Genomic DNA, 15,920 nt, shown 5'->3' on the forward strand with positions numbered 1-15,920 from the left:
CGCCTTCGACCTGGTCCGCCAGATCAACAAGACCCCCATCGTGGTCAGCGACTCCCGCGGCTTCTTCACCTCCCGCGTCATCGGCCACTTCATCAGCGAGGGCGTGGCGATGGTCGGCGAGGGCGCCGAGCCCGCCTCCGTCGAGCAGGCCGCAGCCCAGGCCGGCTACCCGGCCAGGGTGCTGTCCCTGATGGACGAGCTGACCCTCACCCTGCCCCGCAAGATCCGGAGCGAGTCCAGGCGGGCGGTGGAGGAGGCCGGAGGCGTCTGGAGCAGTCACCCCGCCGACGAGGTCGTCGACCGGATGGTCGACGAGTTCGGCCGCACCGGCCGCAGCGGCGGCGCCGGCTTCTACGACTACGCCGAGGACGGCAGCCGCGGCATGCTCTGGCCCGGCCTGCGCGAGCACTTCACCCGGCCCGACGCCGCCATCCCGTTCCGTGACATGCAGGAACGCATGCTGTTCTCCGAGGCTCTGGACACCGTCCGCCTCCTGGAGGAGGGCGTGCTGACGTCTGTCGCCGACGCCAACATCGGCTCCATCCTGGGCATCGGCTTCCCCGCGTGGACGGGTGGCGTGCTCCAGTACGTCAACGGCTACGAAGGGGGCCTGCCCGGCTTCGTGGCCCGCGCGCGGGAACTCGCCGCACGCTACGGCGACCGCTTCACCCCGCCCGCGCTGCTCGTCGAGAAGGCCGAGCGCGGCGAGGTCTTCACCGACGCGTCGTAGGGCCGTTCTCCGGGGCGGCCGGAAGTGCGGACCCGGGGGTGCCCGACAAGGTGCGGGCACCCCTCGCGGGTGAACGTCCGCCGCTCCCGTTCCCCCTCTCCCGCACCGGCCGGGCCCTCCGGCCGGCACCGCTTGCCGTGCACGGCTGCCCGCCCCGACGGGGCGTCCGTCACCGGTCGACCGGTGAGGGCGGCGGCAGCCGTCCCATCCCCTCGTTCTCCGCGCTCGGCTGTCCGCCCTGGAGGTCACCGTTGAGTTCCGTGCAGTCCTCGATCGAGAACCGTCCGCCCTCTGTGGCTCACTCGTTCCTCAACAGGGTGAAAGCCACCCCGGAACGTGAGGCATACCGGTACCCGGACCTTTCCGCCCGCACCGACACCGACACCGACACCGAGCCCGAGCAGTGGTGCTCGCTGACCTGGGCGCAGACCGCGCAGCGGGTGACAGCGGTCGCCGCAGGGCTGATGGCCCTCGGGATCCGCTCCGAGGACCGGGTCGCCATCGCCTCGGCCACCCGCGTCGAATGGATCCTCGCCGACCTCGGCACCCTGTGCGCCGGAGCCGCCACCACCACCGTCTACCCCAGCACCAACGCCGACGAGACGGCCTTCATCCTCGCCGACTCCGGCAGCCGCGTGCTGTTCGCCGAGGACGCCGTGCAGCTCGCCAAGGCCGTGCGGGCCAAGGACCGTTCGCCCGGGCTGACCCATGTGGTCGTCTTCGACGCGCCGGGCGACGACTCCGCCGCCGCAGCCGCGGGGCTGACCGTGCTCACCCTGGCGGAGCTGGAGGAGCGGGGCCGCCGCCATCTGGAGGAGAACCCGGACGCGGTGGAGCGGGCCGTCGCCGCCATCGACCGCGACGGGCTCGCCACCCTCGTCTACACCTCCGGCACCACGGGCCGCCCCAAGGGAGTGCGCCTGTCGCACGACGGCCTGGCGTACCAGGGTCCGGCACAGGCCGAGGGGGTGCGGATGGGCCCGGACGACGTGCAGTACCTGTGGCTGCCGCTGGCGCACGTCTTCGGCAAGACCCTGATCTCCGGGCAGGTCCACACCGGTCATGTCATGGCGGTCGACGGCCGCGTGGAGCGGATCGTGCACAACCTGCCCGTCATCCGGCCGACCCTCATGGCCGCCGTGCCACGGATCTTCGAGAAGGTCTACAACGGCATCGCCGGCAGGGCCCGGGCCGACGGCGGCGTCAAGTACAGGATCTTCCTGTGGGCCGCCGAGGTGGCACGTGCGTACGCGCGGACCACCGAGGCGAACCGTGTCGCCACCGGACGCGCCGTCGCCCCGCTGTCCCTCAGGCTCCGGCACGCGCTCGCCGACAGGCTCGTCCACGCCCGGATCCGCGCGGCCTTCGGCGGCCGGCTGAGCCGCACGGTCTCCGGCAGTGCCGCGCTCGCGCCGGAGATCGCCCACTTCTTCGCCGGTGTCGGCGTGCCCGTCCTGGAAGGCTACGGTCTGACGGAGACCACGGGCCCGGTCACCGTCAACCGTGAACACGGACAGCGGACCGGTACGGTCGGCACCGCACTGCCCGGCTGCGACATCCGGATCGCCGACGACGGCGAGGTCCTGCTGCGCGGCCCCGGCGTCATGCACGGCTACCACCACCTGCCCGACAGGACGTCCGAGGCCCTGGACGCGGACGGCTGGTTCCGCACCGGTGACATCGGCGAGCTCGACGGGGACGGCTTCCTGCGGATCACCGACCGGAAGAAGGACCTGTTCAAGACCTCCGGCGGCAAGTACATCGCGCCCAGCGAGATCGAGGCCGGATTCAAGGCGATCTGCCCCTTCGTCAGCAACGTCCTGGTGATCGGCGCCGGCCGCAACTACTGCACCGCCCTGATCACCCTGGACGAGGCTCTCCTCATGCCGTGGGCAGCCCGGCACGGCCTGTCGGACAGACCCTACGCCGACGTGGTCGCCACGCCCGAGGTCCGGCACCTGGTCGACGGCTTCGTCCAGCGCCTCAACGGTGACCTCCAGCGCTGGCAGACGATCAAGAAGTTCACCCTCCTCCCGCGCGACCTGGACGTCGAGCACGGTGAACTCACGCCGAGCCTGAAGGTCAGACGCCCGGTGGTCGAGCGGACGTACGCCGCGGAGGTCGACGAGATGTACCGGGGCACCAGGGAGAGCTGAACCCGGCGGACGGAACGGCCCCGCCCGCTGCCCGAGCGCCTGGCGCACGGAACCCGATTGTCAGACCCATGCGCAAGGATCACCGCATGACGACAGCAGCCGCACCTGCCCTTTCGCTGACCGACCGCGCCGCCTACGACCATGCGGTCGAGCAGGCCCTCGCCGCGAGCGCGGCGTACTACGGGGACGGGAGCACCACCCTCGACGACGCCTCGTACGACGCCCTCGCCCGCGGCATCGCCGCCTACGAGCAGGCGCACCCCGGCCACGTACGGGCCGACTCCCCCACGGGCAAGGTGGGCGGCGGGGTGGCCCCGGTGGGGGAGGTGGCGCACACCGTGGCCATGCTCTCCCTCGACAACGTCTTCGACGCGGAGGGCCTGGCGAAGTGGGACGCGTCCCTGGCCCGGCGGATCGACCACCCGGTCGAGGGCGGTTACGCGGTGGAGCCGAAGCTGGACGGCGCCGCGATGGCCGCGCGCTACCGCGACGGCCGCCTGGTGCAGCTCGTCGGGCGCGGGAACGGCACGCACGGCGAGGACCTCAGTCACGCGATCGGCTCGATCGTGGGCCTTCCCACCCAGGTGCCCGGCGGCGCCACTGTGGAGATACGCGGTGAAGTGCTGCTGACCCGGGCCCAGTTCGAGAAGGCGAACGAGATCCGCGCCGCGCACAACGCGAAGGTCTTCTCCAACCCGCGCAACGGCACCGCCGGAACCCTGCGGGCCAAGGACCGGCCGTACACCGTCGAGACGACCTTCTTCGCCTACGGGGCGGTGCAGCTGGACGGCGCCGACTTCCTCACCGGCACCGGCCACGAGGCCGTCATGGAGCAGGTCGCCGCGCTGGGCGTGCAGACCACCTCCGCCACCGACGTCGGGCTGCGTGTGTACGCCACCCTCGCCGAGGCGCAGGCCCGTGTCGAGGAGATCCAGCGTCTGCGCCCCGAGCTGCCGTTCGGGATCGACGGGGTGGTCGTCAAGGCCGACGACCACGCCGAGCAGCGGTCCGCCGGCTCCGGCACGCGCCACCCGCACTGGGCCGTCGCCTACAAGCTGCCTCCGGTGGAGGCGCAGACCAGGCTCCTCGCGGTCGAGTGGAACGTCGGCCGCACCGGTCACATCGCCCCGCGCGCCGTGCTGGAGCCGGTGGAGGTCGACGGCAGCACCGTCACCTACGCGACGCTGCACAACCCCGCCTTCATCCGCAACAACGGCCTGAAGGTCGGCGACACGGTCCTGCTCTACAAGGCGGGCGACATCATCCCGCGTGTGGAGGCGCCCGTGGTGGCGCTGCGTACGGGCGAGGAGACCGACATCGCCCTCCCCGAGGCGTGCCCGGGATGCGGCGGAGACATCGACAAGTCCGGTGAGCGGTGGGAGTGCGCGGGCGGGGCGAGCGGCGGCTGCGGGAAGCTGCCGTCCCTGAAGTACGCCGTGGGCCGCGACCAGCTCGACATCGACGGTCTCGGCGTGACCTATCTGGAGGCCCTCGTCGAGGCCGGTCTGGTCGACGACGTCGCCGATCTGTTCTTCCTCACCCGCGAGCAGCTCGCCGGGGCGACCGGCAGCGACAGACGCGCCGACTCGCTCCTGGTGCAGCTCGCCAAGGCCAAGGAGCAGCCGCTGAGCCGGGTGTTCTGCGCGCTGGGGGTGGTGCGCACCGGCCGGACGCTCTCGCGGGAGATCGCCCGTCACTTCGGCACGATGGACGCCGTCCGCGCCGCCACACCGGAGGAACTGGCACAGGTCCGCAAGCTCCCGGCGGCCAACGCCCCGAAGATCGCGGCCCACATCGCCACACTGGGCCCGGTCATCGACAAGCTGGCCGAGGCCGGGGTGAACATGACCGAGCCCGTCACCGACGACGCGGGCCCGGGAAGCAAGCCGCTCGCCGGCGAGGCGGTCGTGGTGACGGGCGGCATGCACGGGCCGCTGGCCGGCCGCAACCGCAACGAGATGAACGAACTCATCGAACGGGCGGGCGGCATCGCCTCCGGCAGCGTGTCGAAGAAGACCACCATCCTCGTCGCGGGCGAGGGCGCCGGCTCCAAACTGGCCAAGGCCGAGCAGCTCGGCACGAGAGTCCTCACCGAGGACGAGTTCGCCGCCCTGATCGCCGACCACCTCGTCTGACACGCCCCTCGGCCGCGGGCGGGGCGCGGACAGCCCTGCCCCCGGCTCGCTTCGGCGTCGGCTCACGCCGCTGCCCGTGGGGGCAGCCCGGCCGCCGCAGGGGTGTCGATGGCGGACGAGGTCAGCAGGTACGCGCCCGTGCGCCGTTGCCATGCCGCCAGATGCCCGACCTTCCCCCGCGCGAGCATCACCATCAGCGGGGTGACGATGCCCTGGGCCCGGCCCTCCTCCACGGCGCCGAGCGCCTGGTGCCAGAGAGGACAGCCGTCCCTCCCGCCAAGAGGGTCCGCCCGGTCGACGAACTCGGCGACGACCTCGTAGCCCGCCGCACCGGCGTAGCGCCGTGCGGCGTCGAGCGAGCCGTCCGCGACGTCGCCGAGCGAGACGGGTAAACAGGCGTACAGCACGAACCTGGTGCCCATGGGTGCTCCCGGCTGAGCCGGTGTTGCCGCTGTGCTGGTCATTGCGTGTCTCCTCCGCCCGGACAGGGCTTTTGTGTTCTTGGGGGGTGCGCTCGACACGGCAGGGCGCACGGTCGGCGCCCGCGACGAGGGATGCGGACTGCTGAGGGAGGGGGCCGGCGCGGGGTGCGTCGCGGGTAGGGGGGACGAGCACCCCGCGCCATAGTGGAGAACTGTGCGGCAGCCCGATCTGTGACACCAGGACCGGCAACAGGTCGTTCAGGCACCGGCCCGGACCGGCCCTTCCTTCGGTATCGGATGCCGGACAGCCGGGAAGCCGTCAGCCCGGTGGCGCCTGCTGCTCGGGCGATGGTTCCTGCTCGGCAGCAGCGCCTGCCGCGGCGATCAGCGCCGCCAGACCGTCGAGGTGGCGGTCGAGGCCGAAGGTGAACAGGGACTCGCCGGACAGGTCCAGACCGGGGTCGTTGCGGGCGGCGGTGAAGGCCGGGAAAGTGCCGTCCGACAGCAGCCCGGCCATCCGCGCCTCCTGGACCTGCATCCACTGGTCCCCGGTGACACCACTGGTCCGACCCGCCTCCTGCTCCGCCGCGAGGTCGACCGCGCAGCCCCGGACGAACCCGAACAGCGAGACCGCCGCGTGCATCCGGGTGCCGGCGTCGAGGCCGGGGCCCTCCAGGGCTGCCAGGGCCCACTCGATGTGGCGCATGCCGTTGGGCGCGAGCAGCGGGCGGGCGAGGTTCATCGTGGCCGCCAGCCAGGGGTGTTCCTGGTAGAGCCGCCACTGGGCCCGGGCCGAGACTTCGAGGCGGGGCCGCCAGCCCGACGGGGCCCGGGCGGGCAGCTCCGTCTCCCCGTAGGCCGCGTCGACCATCAGCGCGAGGAGCTGGTCCCGGTTCTGCACGTGCCGGTACAACGACATCGCCGAGGTGCCGAGTTCGGCGGCCAGCCGGCGCATGGTGAGCGCGGCCGCCCCCTCCGCGTCAGCGATGGCGATCCCCGCCCGCACCAGGCGCCGGCGCGCCGCCGACTCCTCCGTCGTCCGCCGGTCCGCCGCAGCTCCGGCCGCCCGTGACGCACGAGGGACGGCGCAGACCACGGTTCCCACCCCGGGCACCGCCCTGACCAGACCCTCCTGCCGCAGTACGGCCAGCGCCTTGGTCGCCGTGGCCATGGCGACCCCCCACCGCTGGGTCACCGCCCGTGTGGAGGGCACCCGGTCACCCGGGCGCAGCTCCCCCGTCTCCATGCGCCGCCGCAGTTCGGCGGCGATCCTGGCGTACGGCGGCTCTACCGGCATGATGCACCCCTCCGTGTACTAGTACACGGAACCTAGTGCACTAGGGCGCCTTCCTCAACTTTGCACTTCACAGGCCGATTTGAGGTCCGTACGTTGTACGCATCGACCTGAGAGAGGAACACGAGATGACCGAGACGACCGAGACGACGACCGCCGCTGCCGCCGCCCGGACCGTGCTGATCTCCGGCGCCAGCGTGGCCGGCCCCGCGCTCGCCTACTGGCTGCGCCGCCACGGCTTCGTCCCCACCGTGGTGGAGCGCGCCGAGACTGTGCGCGAGGGCGGCTACGCGGTGGACTTCCGCGGCGAGGCGCTGGACGTGCTGGACCGGATGGGCCTGCTGGAGCGGATCCGTGAACTGGACACCGAGATGGGCGATGCGGCGATGGTGGACGCCGAGGGCCGCCAGTACGCGACCCTGCCCGCCGTGGTCTTCGCAGGCGATCTGGAGGTCCTGAAGGGCGATCTGACCAAGATGCTGTACGAGGCCACCCGCGACGACGTCGAGTACGTCTTCGGGGACTCGATCGCGACCCTGGAGGAGGACGAGCACGGTGTCCGGGTCACCTTCGAGCGCGGCGCCCCCCGCCGTTTCGACCTGGTCGTGGGAGCCGACGGTCTGCACTCGCGGACCCGGGCGCTCGCCTTCGGCCCCGAGCAGCAGTTCGTGCGCCATCTCGGCATCTACACCGCCGTCTTCAGCCTGGACAACTACCTGGGCCTGAAGAACACGGGCCGCCTCTACGCCGCCCCCGGCAGGGCCGCCAACATCTTCACCGCCCGTGCCGATGCCGAGGCCCGCGCCGCTTTCCACTTCGCCGCCGAGGACGTGGAGTACGACCGCCACGACCTCGCCGGGCAGCGGCGCCTCATCGCCGAGCGCTTCTCGGAGGACGGCTGGGAGATCCCGCGTCTGCTCCACGAGATGGCGCAGGCGACGGACTTCTTCTTCGACGCCAACGCCCAGGTGGAGATGGACACCTGGTCCAGGGGACGGGTCGTGCTGCTCGGCGACGCCGGCTACTGCGCCGGCCCGACCTCCGGCCGCGGCACCTCCCAGGCACTGATCGGCGCGTACGTCCTCGCCGGTGAACTCGCCGCGTCCGACGGTGACCACTCGACGGCCTTCGCCGCCTACGAGCGCGAGATGCGCGGCTATGTGACGGAGCACCAGGCCCTGGGCCGCGAGGGCGCGGAACGGTTCTTCATGCCCGCACCCACCCAGGAGATCCTGGACATGCTGGCCGCGCAGGCACCCGAGAACACCCGCACCACCCCGGTCCTGCTGCGCGACTACGCCGCGCCGCCGCAGCCCACACCCGCTGAGGGAACCCTGTGACGGGGACGCTACGCGCCGGTCGACGGCATAGGCTCCCGGCGGTTCTCCAGCCATGTGCGACTCAGGTCGTCCCAGACCGCCTGGTACCTGCCGAAGACCTCGCCGAGGCGGTCGTGGGTGAGATCCTCCACGGCAGTGGTCGCCACCAGGTACTCGAGGTCGTCGGCGAGGCGCTGGAACCGGTACTGGGCCTCCTCCATCAGCACCCACCGGGAACGCCAGTCGAAGAACGGCTCGACGGCCCCCAGCAAGGTGCCCAGAGCCACCAGCGCGAAGGCCAGACCGGCCCATGTGTCGAGGTTCTGCAGGCCCAATATGATCGTGGACGCGGCGGACAGCGCCAGCGTGACTATCTTGATCAGCGAGGCGCTCCTGCGGAACCGCCTCTTCCGGCTGCGGGCGTAGGCGTTGCCCTGCCGGATCTTGTCCAGCAGGAGTGCGGCCGTCTCGCTCGGGCTGAGACCCGCTCCCGGTCCACTGCTCGGCTGCACTCTTCCCCCAAGGACTCCGTCGCCGCCGCGCGGCCCGACCCGGCGCGCACCGGCCTGCAACTGTACGGCTCCGCCTCGTGGGGTGACCGTCGCCCCGTACCGGTGGTGACGGGCCGGGCGCCCCGGCGTCTCCGCCCGGACGGCCGGTTCGCCTCCGGGGCCCGCCGTCCCTTCCGCCGCGGCGACCTGGAGCCCTCTCGGCCGGAATGCCGCCGTCCGTATCCGGGGCGGGGAAGAGGCGGCGGCGGTCACACCCGGGCAAGACGGCGTCACTTCTCACGAATGCCGACGAATCTCCGCCCTGGGTTCACCAGATGGGCGGTGGATTGACATAACTGATGACAAGCACAAAGAATCCACTCGCCCCCTCTCACCAACTCAGCAACTGTGGACACCAGTTGACGAATCGGCGGAAATGTGCCGCCGTTCCCTCGCTGGGCCACGGTCGAGGACCTCACTTCATGACTGCGCCCAGCCGGCCGGGCCGACGCCCCGGCATACGAACGGTGCTCCCGCCCGCCCTGGCCGCCGCCGTGCCGGCCATCGCCGTGGTGGGCGGTACGGCGGCGACGATCGTCCCGCCGGACGCGCGCATGCTGTTCGCCTCGGGCGGTGGAACGCTCGCGGTGCTGCTGGGCGCCGCCGTGGCCGTCGCCGCGCACCACCGCATCACCGCCCGCCTGCTGCACGGCCGGCTGGACGCCGTCAGCAGCGACCTCGGCCGGCTTCTGCAGGACAAGGCCGGGATGCAGGCGGAGTTCGGCCAGGAGCTGGAGCGCCGCGCGGACGAGGCGGCGCTGGAGCGGCGCCGGCTGGCCGACGACCTCGAAGGCGTACGCGGCGACAACGCCCGGCTGGCCGAGCGGGCCCGCCGGGCGGAGACCGAACGCGCGACGGCGATCTCCGCCACCGCCAACGCAGCCGCGCGACTCCAGGCCCTGGCCAACGGCATCCTCGCCGACCTGCGTTCGATGGAGGACAAGCACAGCGACGAGGAGGTGCTGGCCGACCTGCTCCACCTGGACCACCGCACGGCCCAGGCCGGCCGCGTCGCCGACTCCGTCGCCGTGCTCTCCGGCGCGCGCTCGGGCCGCCGCTGGGCCCGCCCCATCCCCATGGAGTCCATCCTGCGGGGCGCCATGGGACGTATCGGCGGCTACCAGCGGGTGCGTGTCCACTCGGCCAGCGAGACCGCCGTCGTCGGACACGCCGCCGAGGGCGTGATGCACGTCCTGGCGGAACTGCTCGACAACGCCACGAACTTCTCCCCGCCGACGTCCGAGGTCCATGTCTACGTGGAAGAGGTGCCGGCCGGTGCCCTCGTCTCCGTGGAGGACAGCGGACTGGTGATGGGCGACGTCCAGCTGCGGCGAGCCGAACGCGCCGTCTCCGGCGACATCACCGGGCTCGGCGGTCTGACCGGCACCCGGCTGGGACTGGCCGTCGTCGGCCGGCTCTCCCGCAAGCACGGCCTGAAGGTGTCCTTCCGGCCGTCGGCCCGTGGCGGCACGGGAGTCCTGGTGCTGCTGCCGCAGGACATCCTCACCGCCCCCGACGAGCCGCTGCCGGCCCTGCCGGCGGCCGTGCCCGGCGCGTCCCACGGCATCGCCGGGACCACCGCCGCCGACCCGGACGACACGCCCGTCCACACCACTGCCTCCGCCGGCTTCCCGGAGCGCCCCGCCCTCCCGGAGGGGACGCCGTCGGCGGCCGACGGCCCCGAGGAGCGGACCGGAGAGACCGGGAGCCTGCCACGGCGCAGCCGTGGGCGCACGCTCGCCGCGGCCGAGCGTTCCCGCGCCCGGTCCGCCCCGACGGCGGAGCAGAGCGCGCCGTCCACCGACATCCCGACGCAGGCGGCCAGGTTCACCAGCTTCCGGCAGGCGGTGCGCGGGGGAAGCACGGACTCCCGGACCGCCGGCGGCCCCCGCCCCGCCCCGGCAGAGGCGCACACCGAGGCCCGGCCCGGCCCGCTGCCCGGGACACGGCCCGCGCCCGGCTCCGACGCCCCCTCCGCATAGGCACCGCACACCGCCTGCCGCCGGGCGTCGTCCCCGGCGGCCGCCGATCACTCCTCGTATCCGGAAGGCAATACCACCCCATGACCGGCACCACCACCGACGAGAAACTCACCTGGCTGATCGAGGGCCTGCTGGAGCGCACCCCGGGCGCACGGCACGCGCTCGTGCTCTCCCGCGACGGTCTGAAACTGTGCCGCACCCCGGAGCTCTCCACCGATCAGGCCGACCAGCTCGCAGCGATCGCCGCGGGCATCCAGTCGCTGTCCCAGGGAGCCTCGATGGAGTTCGGCGACGGCAGCGGAGGCGTCCGCTCGGCGATGACCGAGTTCTACGGCGGCGTCCTGTTCATCGTGGAGGCCGGCGAGGGAGCCCACCTCGCGGTCGTCACCACCGAGGAGGCCGATCCGGGCCTGGTGGGCCACCACATGAACGAGCTGGTGGAGCAGCTCGGCGAACACCTGCGCGCCGAGCCGCGGACGTCATGAGCCGCCCAGGCCGGGACGACTCGCCCGACCGGCTCTACACCGTCACCGGCGGCCGGAGCCGAAGCGCACCGGACTCCCCGTTCGACCTGGTGACGCTGGTCGTCGCCGAGTCCGCGCCGGTCGTGGGCATGCAGTCGGAGCACGCGGCGATCCTGCGGCTGACCGAACGCCCCACGGCCGTGGTCGAGATCGCCGCGGAGCTGCGACTGCCGGTGAGCATCACCCGGATCCTGCTCACCGACCTCCTCGACCAGGGCCGCGTCAGCGCCCGCCACCCCCGCAAGCCCGCGTCCTCCGGCTTCCCCGCCCCCGACATCCTGGAACAGGTGCTCGTTGGACTCCGCAACCTCTGACGCCCGCACCCCGCTGGCTGCCTCCGCCGACAACGGTCTCAAGATCGTGATCGTCGGCGGCTTCGGCGTGGGCAAGACGACCATGGTCCGTTCGGTGAGCGAGATACGCCCGCTCAACACCGAGGAGACGATGACCCGGGCCGGCGAGGCCATCGACGACATCCGCGACGTGCGCGGCAAGAGCGCGACGACGGTGGCCTTCGACTTCGGCCGGATCACCCTGGACGCCCGCAATGTGCTGTACCTGTTCGGCGCTCCCGGCCAGGAGCGCTTCTGGTTCCTGTGGGACCGCCTGTTCTCGGGCACCCTCGGCGCGGTCGTGCTCGTGGACACCCGCCGGATCGACGACTCCTGGTACGCCATCGACCGACTGGAGCACCACGGCACGCCGTTCGTCGTGGCGTGCAACGACTTCGGCGGTCCCGCGCACACACCGGCAGAGATCCGCGCCGCGCTCGACCTGGACCCGCACGTCCCCCTGCTGCACTGCGACGCCCGCTCCCGGGAGTCCAGCAAGCAGGTGCTCATCGCGCTCGTCGAGCACATCAGCAGCCAGTACGCAGCCCCGCACCCCGACCACCTTCAGGAGCTGGTCCCGTGAACAGCACCCCCGTCCCCCTGGGCGGGCCCCGGTTCCAGACCGAACCGGCCCGGCTGTACCGGGAGATGCGCCGCGAGCACGGGCCGGTCGTCCCGGTGCTGCTCGACGGCGACGTCCCCGCCTGGCTGGTGGTCGGGTACCGCGAACTGCACCAGGTCACCGGTGATCCGGTGCTCTTCAGCCGTGACTCCGACCTGTGGAACCAGTGGGACTCGATCCCCGGCGACTGGCCGCTGCTGCCGATGATCGGCCGCAAGCAGCCGTCCATCCTCTACACCGTCGGCGAACGGCACCGCGAGCGCGCCGGGATGATCAGCGACGCCCTGGAGGCCGTCGACCCCTTCGAACTGCGCTCCCACTGCGAACGGTTCGCGGACGAGCTGATCGACGGGCTGTGCGGCAAGGGCGAGGCCGACCTGGTCGGGGAGTACGCCATGCTGCTGCCCGTACGGGTGCTGGCCCGGCTCTACGGCTTCTCCGAGGAGGAGGGGCCCGCGCTGGTCGCCGCGCTGAACGACATGATCGACGGGCGGGAGCGGGCGATCGAGGGCCAGCAGTACCTGGCCGCGTCGATGGCCGCCCTGCTGGCGGAGCGTCAGGCCGCGCCGGCCCGTGACGTCGTCTCCCGGATGCTCGCCGACAAGGGCGGCTTCACCCCGGAGGAGATCGCGCAGGACCTGATGGTGATGATGGCGGCCGGCCATCAGCCGACCGCCGACTGGATCGGCAACTCCCTGCGGCTGATGCTCACCGACACACGCTTCGCGGCGTCCCTGTTCGGCGGCCGCAACAGCGTCGCGGAGGCCATGAGCGAGGTCCTCTGGGAGGACACGCCCACCCAGAACGTGGCCGGCCGCTGGGCCTCCCGCGACACCCGGCTCGGCGGACGGCCGATCCGCGCCGGCGACCTGCTGCTGCTCGGCCTCCAGGGCGCCAACGACGACCCGCAGGTACGCACCGACGGCGCCACGCTGACCGGCGGCAACCAGGCCCACTTCTCGTTCGGCCACGGCGAGCACCGATGCCCCTTCCCCGCCCAGGAGGTCGCCGAGGTCATCGCCCGCACCGCCATCGAGGTGGTGCTGGACCGGCTGCCCGACATCGACCTGACGGTACCCGCCGACTCCCTGACCCGTCGCCCCTCGCCCTGGCTGCGAGGGCTCACGGCACTACCTGTGCGGTTCACCCCGACCCCCGCGCTTGGAGGCACCCCCGCATGACCACCGGCACCGATCTGCCGCGTATCGCCCTGGACCCCTTCGTCACCGATCTCGACGCGGAGAGCGCACGCCTGCGCGAGGCGGGCCCGCTCGCCGCGGTCGAGCTGCCCGGCGGTGTGCCGGTCTGGGCGGTCACCCACCACGCCGAGGCCCGGCAGCTGCTGACCGACCCCCGCCTGGTGAAGGACATCAACGTCTGGGGAGCCTGGCAGCGCGGCGAGATCCCCGCCGACTGGCCGCTCATCGGGCTGGCCAACCCGGGCCGGTCCATGCTCACCGTGGACGGCGCCGACCACCGCAGGCTGCGGACCCTGGTGGCGCAGGCGCTCACGCCGCGCCGCGTGGAGCAGATGCGCGAACGCATCACGGACCTCACCCGGACCCTGCTCGACCAGCTGCCCGACGACGGGGAGGCGGTCGACCTCAAGGCTGCGTTCGCGTACCCGCTGCCGATGTACGTGATCGCCGACCTGATGGGCATCGAGGAGGCGCGGCTGCCCCGGCTGAAGGTGCTGTTCGAGAAGTTCTTCTCGACGCAGACCCCGCCGCACGAGGTCATCGCCACCCTCACCGAACTCGCCGGCATCATGGCCGAGACGGTCGCCGGCAAGCGGGAGCGGCCGGGCGACGATCTCACCAGCGCGCTGATCGCCGCGTCCGAGGACGGTGACCGGCTCACCGACGAGGAGATCGTCTCCACCCTCCAGCTGATGGTGGCGGCGGGCCACGAGACGACCATCTCCCTGATCGTCAACGCCGTGGTCAATCTGTCCGCCCACCCCGAACAGCGCGACCTGGTGCTGTCCGGCGCCGTGGACTGGTCCGCGGTGGTCGAGGAGACGCTGCGCTTCTCCACGCCCACGTCGCACGTGCTGATCCGCTTCGCCACCGAGGACGTACCGGTCGGGGACAAGGTCCTGCCCGCCGGTGACGCGCTCATCGTCTCCTACGGCGCCCTCGGCCGGGACGAGCAGGCGCACGGCCCCACCGCCGGGGAGTTCGACATCACCCGCACCCCGGCGACCCGGCACATCTCCTTCGGCCACGGCCCCCACGTCTGCCCGGGCGCCGCGCTCTCCCGCCTGGAGGCCGGGGTGGCGCTCCCCGCCCTGTACGAGCGCTTCCCCGGCCTGGAGCTGGCGGTACCGGCCGGTGAACTGAGGAACAAGCCGGTGGTCACCCAGAACGACCTCTTCGAACTGCCGGTGAGGCTGACCGACAAGCGGTGAGGACCTGATCGGCCGACGGCCCCGCGCCTTCGCTCCGACCGGGTCGCGGTCCGGGGATCAGGAAGGCGCGGGTGCCTCGCCCGCCATCCGCGCCTGCATGTGCGCGAAGAACTCCTCGGGCGGCGTCACCCCCGCGGTCACTCTGACGAACTCGTCCTGGGCGGCAGGGCTCCGGGACGTCGCGACCAGCAGTTGCAGCACCTCGGGCGGTGGTGGTTCCAGCACGGCGAACTGGGCCGTGAACTCGTACATGCCCATGACCTCGGCGTCCCTCGCCTCCTGGGCGGAGTGCATGGCCTCGTCGAACAGCCGGCGCCCGGTCAGTACGTCGTCGACGGCGCGGGCACAGCGTTCCGCGTCCCGGAAGGCGTCCTGGATGCCCTGCGCGGTGATGGGGTCCTTGAGGTATCCGGCGTCGCCGACCAGGACCCAGCCGGGGCCGTAGGGCTTGTGGAAGTGGTTGGCCACGGCTGTTCCGACGAACCGTTCGGCCTGTGCGGCGGTGGAGACGCGTTCGGCGAAGTCCGGTACCCGGCTCAGCGTGGCGTGGTAGTTGCCGGCGACGTCGGAGCGGTTGGTCTCGAAGTCGCGCATGGGCCAGCCGCAGACGACCAGGGTCAGGTCGTCGTTGGTGGGCCAGGCGGCGAAGGCGCGGTCCTCGCGGTTGTACGTCTCGAACATGCCCCGCATGGGCAGTCCCGCCCAGTACGTGTAGTAGTACGCGTTGATCTTCGGCTTCTCCGCGTAGGCGACCGGGTCCGTCGCCCTGGCGACCGAGGAGTGGAGGCCGTCCGCACCCACCACGATCCGGGCACGATGGACGGACGACCCGCCGTCCCGGCCGTGGCCCCTGATCCCTGTCACCGTGTCACCGTCGAACAGGATCTCCTCGACGGTGAACCCCTCGCGCACCTCGGCACCGGACTCGGCCGCGGCATCGACCAGGAGCTTGTCCAGCACCGTACGGCGTGGTGCGTAGGCCGCCTCGAAACCCTCGCCCGCCGGGGACCCGGTGAGGGCGAACGGCCCCAGGTCGAATCTGTAGGTGTCGATGGGCGGACACCCGGTGTCCACCACCCTCTCCAGCAGTCCCCACCGGTCCAGGGCCGCCAGGCCGGGAGGATGGATGAGGTGGGTGGAGATCGTGTCGCTCGGGAACGTGGCCCGGTCGACGACGAGGACCTGGTGTCCGTACCGGGCGAGCAGCATCGCGGTCGGCGCGCCCGCGCAGCGCGCTCCGACGACGACGACGTCGTGGTCATGGTTCTCGGCGCCGGCCGAACCGGCCGTGCTCATCATGGCGTCACCTGCCGTCCGGCACCGCCGGGGCCCCTCGGCCGGACGGGAGAAGGCGTCCCGTCCGTGGTGCCGTGTCGGTTCGTCCCCGTTCGCTTCCACGCTAGTCCTGACGCTCCGCCCCGTCGCGTCATGCGGCCGCCGTGT

At 72.2% G+C, this 15,920-nt stretch carries 14 protein-coding genes; 10 read left to right on the forward strand and 4 right to left on the reverse strand.

The window, feature by feature from the left end; translation table 11 throughout:
- From ACIQGV_RS08730 to ligA, 3 genes are all read left to right on the forward strand, one after another.
- On the forward strand, positions 1–730 hold a 730-nt coding region (locus tag ACIQGV_RS08730), incomplete at its 5' end, for a 3-hydroxyacyl-CoA dehydrogenase family protein (RefSeq protein WP_402492443.1).
- A 251-nt stretch (positions 731–981) separates the two neighbouring features.
- Positions 982–2,886, forward strand: a complete 1,905-nt coding sequence (locus ACIQGV_RS08735; protein WP_402492445.1) for an AMP-dependent synthetase/ligase — start codon at positions 982–984, stop codon at positions 2,884–2,886.
- An 86-nt stretch (positions 2,887–2,972) separates the two neighbouring features.
- Positions 2,973–5,021 (forward strand): NAD-dependent DNA ligase LigA, encoded by a 2,049-nt coding sequence (gene ligA / locus ACIQGV_RS08740; RefSeq protein WP_402492447.1) that lies wholly within the window; start codon positions 2,973–2,975, stop codon positions 5,019–5,021.
- Between the two features lie 62 nt (positions 5,022–5,083).
- Here the strand turns inward: ligA and ACIQGV_RS08745 are convergent, their stop codons facing one another.
- On the reverse strand, positions 5,084–5,485 hold the full coding sequence (locus tag ACIQGV_RS08745; RefSeq protein ID WP_402492449.1) for a hypothetical protein: 402 nt from the start codon (positions 5,483–5,485) through the stop codon (positions 5,084–5,086).
- Positions 5,486–5,762: 277 nt separating this feature from the next.
- Entirely contained in the window at positions 5,763–6,740 is a 978-nt protein-coding gene (locus tag ACIQGV_RS08750) for a TetR/AcrR family transcriptional regulator C-terminal domain-containing protein (protein WP_402492451.1), read from the reverse strand.
- 125 nt (positions 6,741–6,865) lie between these two features.
- Here ACIQGV_RS08750 and ACIQGV_RS08755 point away from each other — a divergent pair, with 125 nt between their 5' ends.
- Positions 6,866–8,077 (forward strand): FAD-dependent monooxygenase, encoded by a 1,212-nt coding sequence (locus ACIQGV_RS08755; protein ID WP_402492453.1) that lies wholly within the window; start codon positions 6,866–6,868, stop codon positions 8,075–8,077.
- A gap of 8 nt (positions 8,078–8,085) precedes the next feature.
- Here ACIQGV_RS08755 and ACIQGV_RS08760 read toward each other — a convergent pair whose 3' ends face one another.
- On the reverse strand, positions 8,086–8,568 hold the full coding sequence (locus ACIQGV_RS08760; RefSeq protein WP_402492455.1) for a DUF4231 domain-containing protein: 483 nt from the start codon (positions 8,566–8,568) through the stop codon (positions 8,086–8,088).
- A gap of 461 nt (positions 8,569–9,029) precedes the next feature.
- On the opposite strand from ACIQGV_RS08760, the gene ACIQGV_RS08765 reads away from it, so the two are divergent.
- The 6 genes from ACIQGV_RS08765 (at position 9,030) to ACIQGV_RS08790 (ending at position 14,477) form a co-directional block, all read left to right on the forward strand.
- A complete protein-coding gene (locus ACIQGV_RS08765) occupies positions 9,030–10,589 on the forward strand; it encodes an ATP-binding protein (RefSeq protein WP_402492456.1) in 1,560 nt (519 codons plus the stop codon).
- Positions 10,590–10,669: 80 nt separating this feature from the next.
- Complete coding sequence (locus ACIQGV_RS08770; protein WP_402492457.1) at positions 10,670–11,074, forward strand: roadblock/LC7 domain-containing protein; 405 nt, start codon at positions 10,670–10,672, stop codon at positions 11,072–11,074.
- Positions 11,071–11,427: a DUF742 domain-containing protein gene (locus tag ACIQGV_RS08775; protein ID WP_402492459.1), complete on the forward strand. Its 357-nt coding sequence runs from the start codon at positions 11,071–11,073 to the stop codon at positions 11,425–11,427. The genes ACIQGV_RS08770 and ACIQGV_RS08775 overlap by 4 nt, the downstream gene beginning before the upstream one ends.
- Complete coding sequence (locus ACIQGV_RS08780; RefSeq protein ID WP_402492460.1) at positions 11,408–12,028, forward strand: GTP-binding protein; 621 nt, start codon at positions 11,408–11,410, stop codon at positions 12,026–12,028. Before ACIQGV_RS08775 ends, ACIQGV_RS08780 begins: the two co-directional genes overlap by 20 nt.
- A complete protein-coding gene (locus ACIQGV_RS08785; RefSeq protein WP_402492462.1) occupies positions 12,025–13,248 on the forward strand; it encodes a cytochrome P450 in 1,224 nt (407 codons plus the stop codon). Before ACIQGV_RS08780 ends, ACIQGV_RS08785 begins: the two co-directional genes overlap by 4 nt.
- Entirely contained in the window at positions 13,245–14,477 is a 1,233-nt protein-coding gene (locus ACIQGV_RS08790) for a cytochrome P450 (RefSeq protein WP_402492464.1), read from the forward strand. The genes ACIQGV_RS08785 and ACIQGV_RS08790 overlap by 4 nt, the downstream gene beginning before the upstream one ends.
- Positions 14,478–14,534: 57 nt before the next feature.
- On the opposite strand, the gene ACIQGV_RS08795 is transcribed toward ACIQGV_RS08790, so the two are convergent.
- Positions 14,535–15,776 carry an NAD(P)/FAD-dependent oxidoreductase gene (locus tag ACIQGV_RS08795; RefSeq protein WP_402492466.1) on the reverse strand — a complete coding sequence of 414 codons (1,242 nt, stop codon included), beginning with the start codon at positions 15,774–15,776 and terminating at the stop codon, positions 14,535–14,537.
- Positions 15,777–15,920 lie beyond the last annotated feature (144 nt).

Origin of the sequence: Streptomyces sp. NPDC093094 (assembly GCF_044754345.1) — a bacterium.
In the GTDB taxonomy this organism is placed as follows: Bacteria; Actinomycetota; Actinomycetes; order Streptomycetales; family Streptomycetaceae; genus Streptomyces.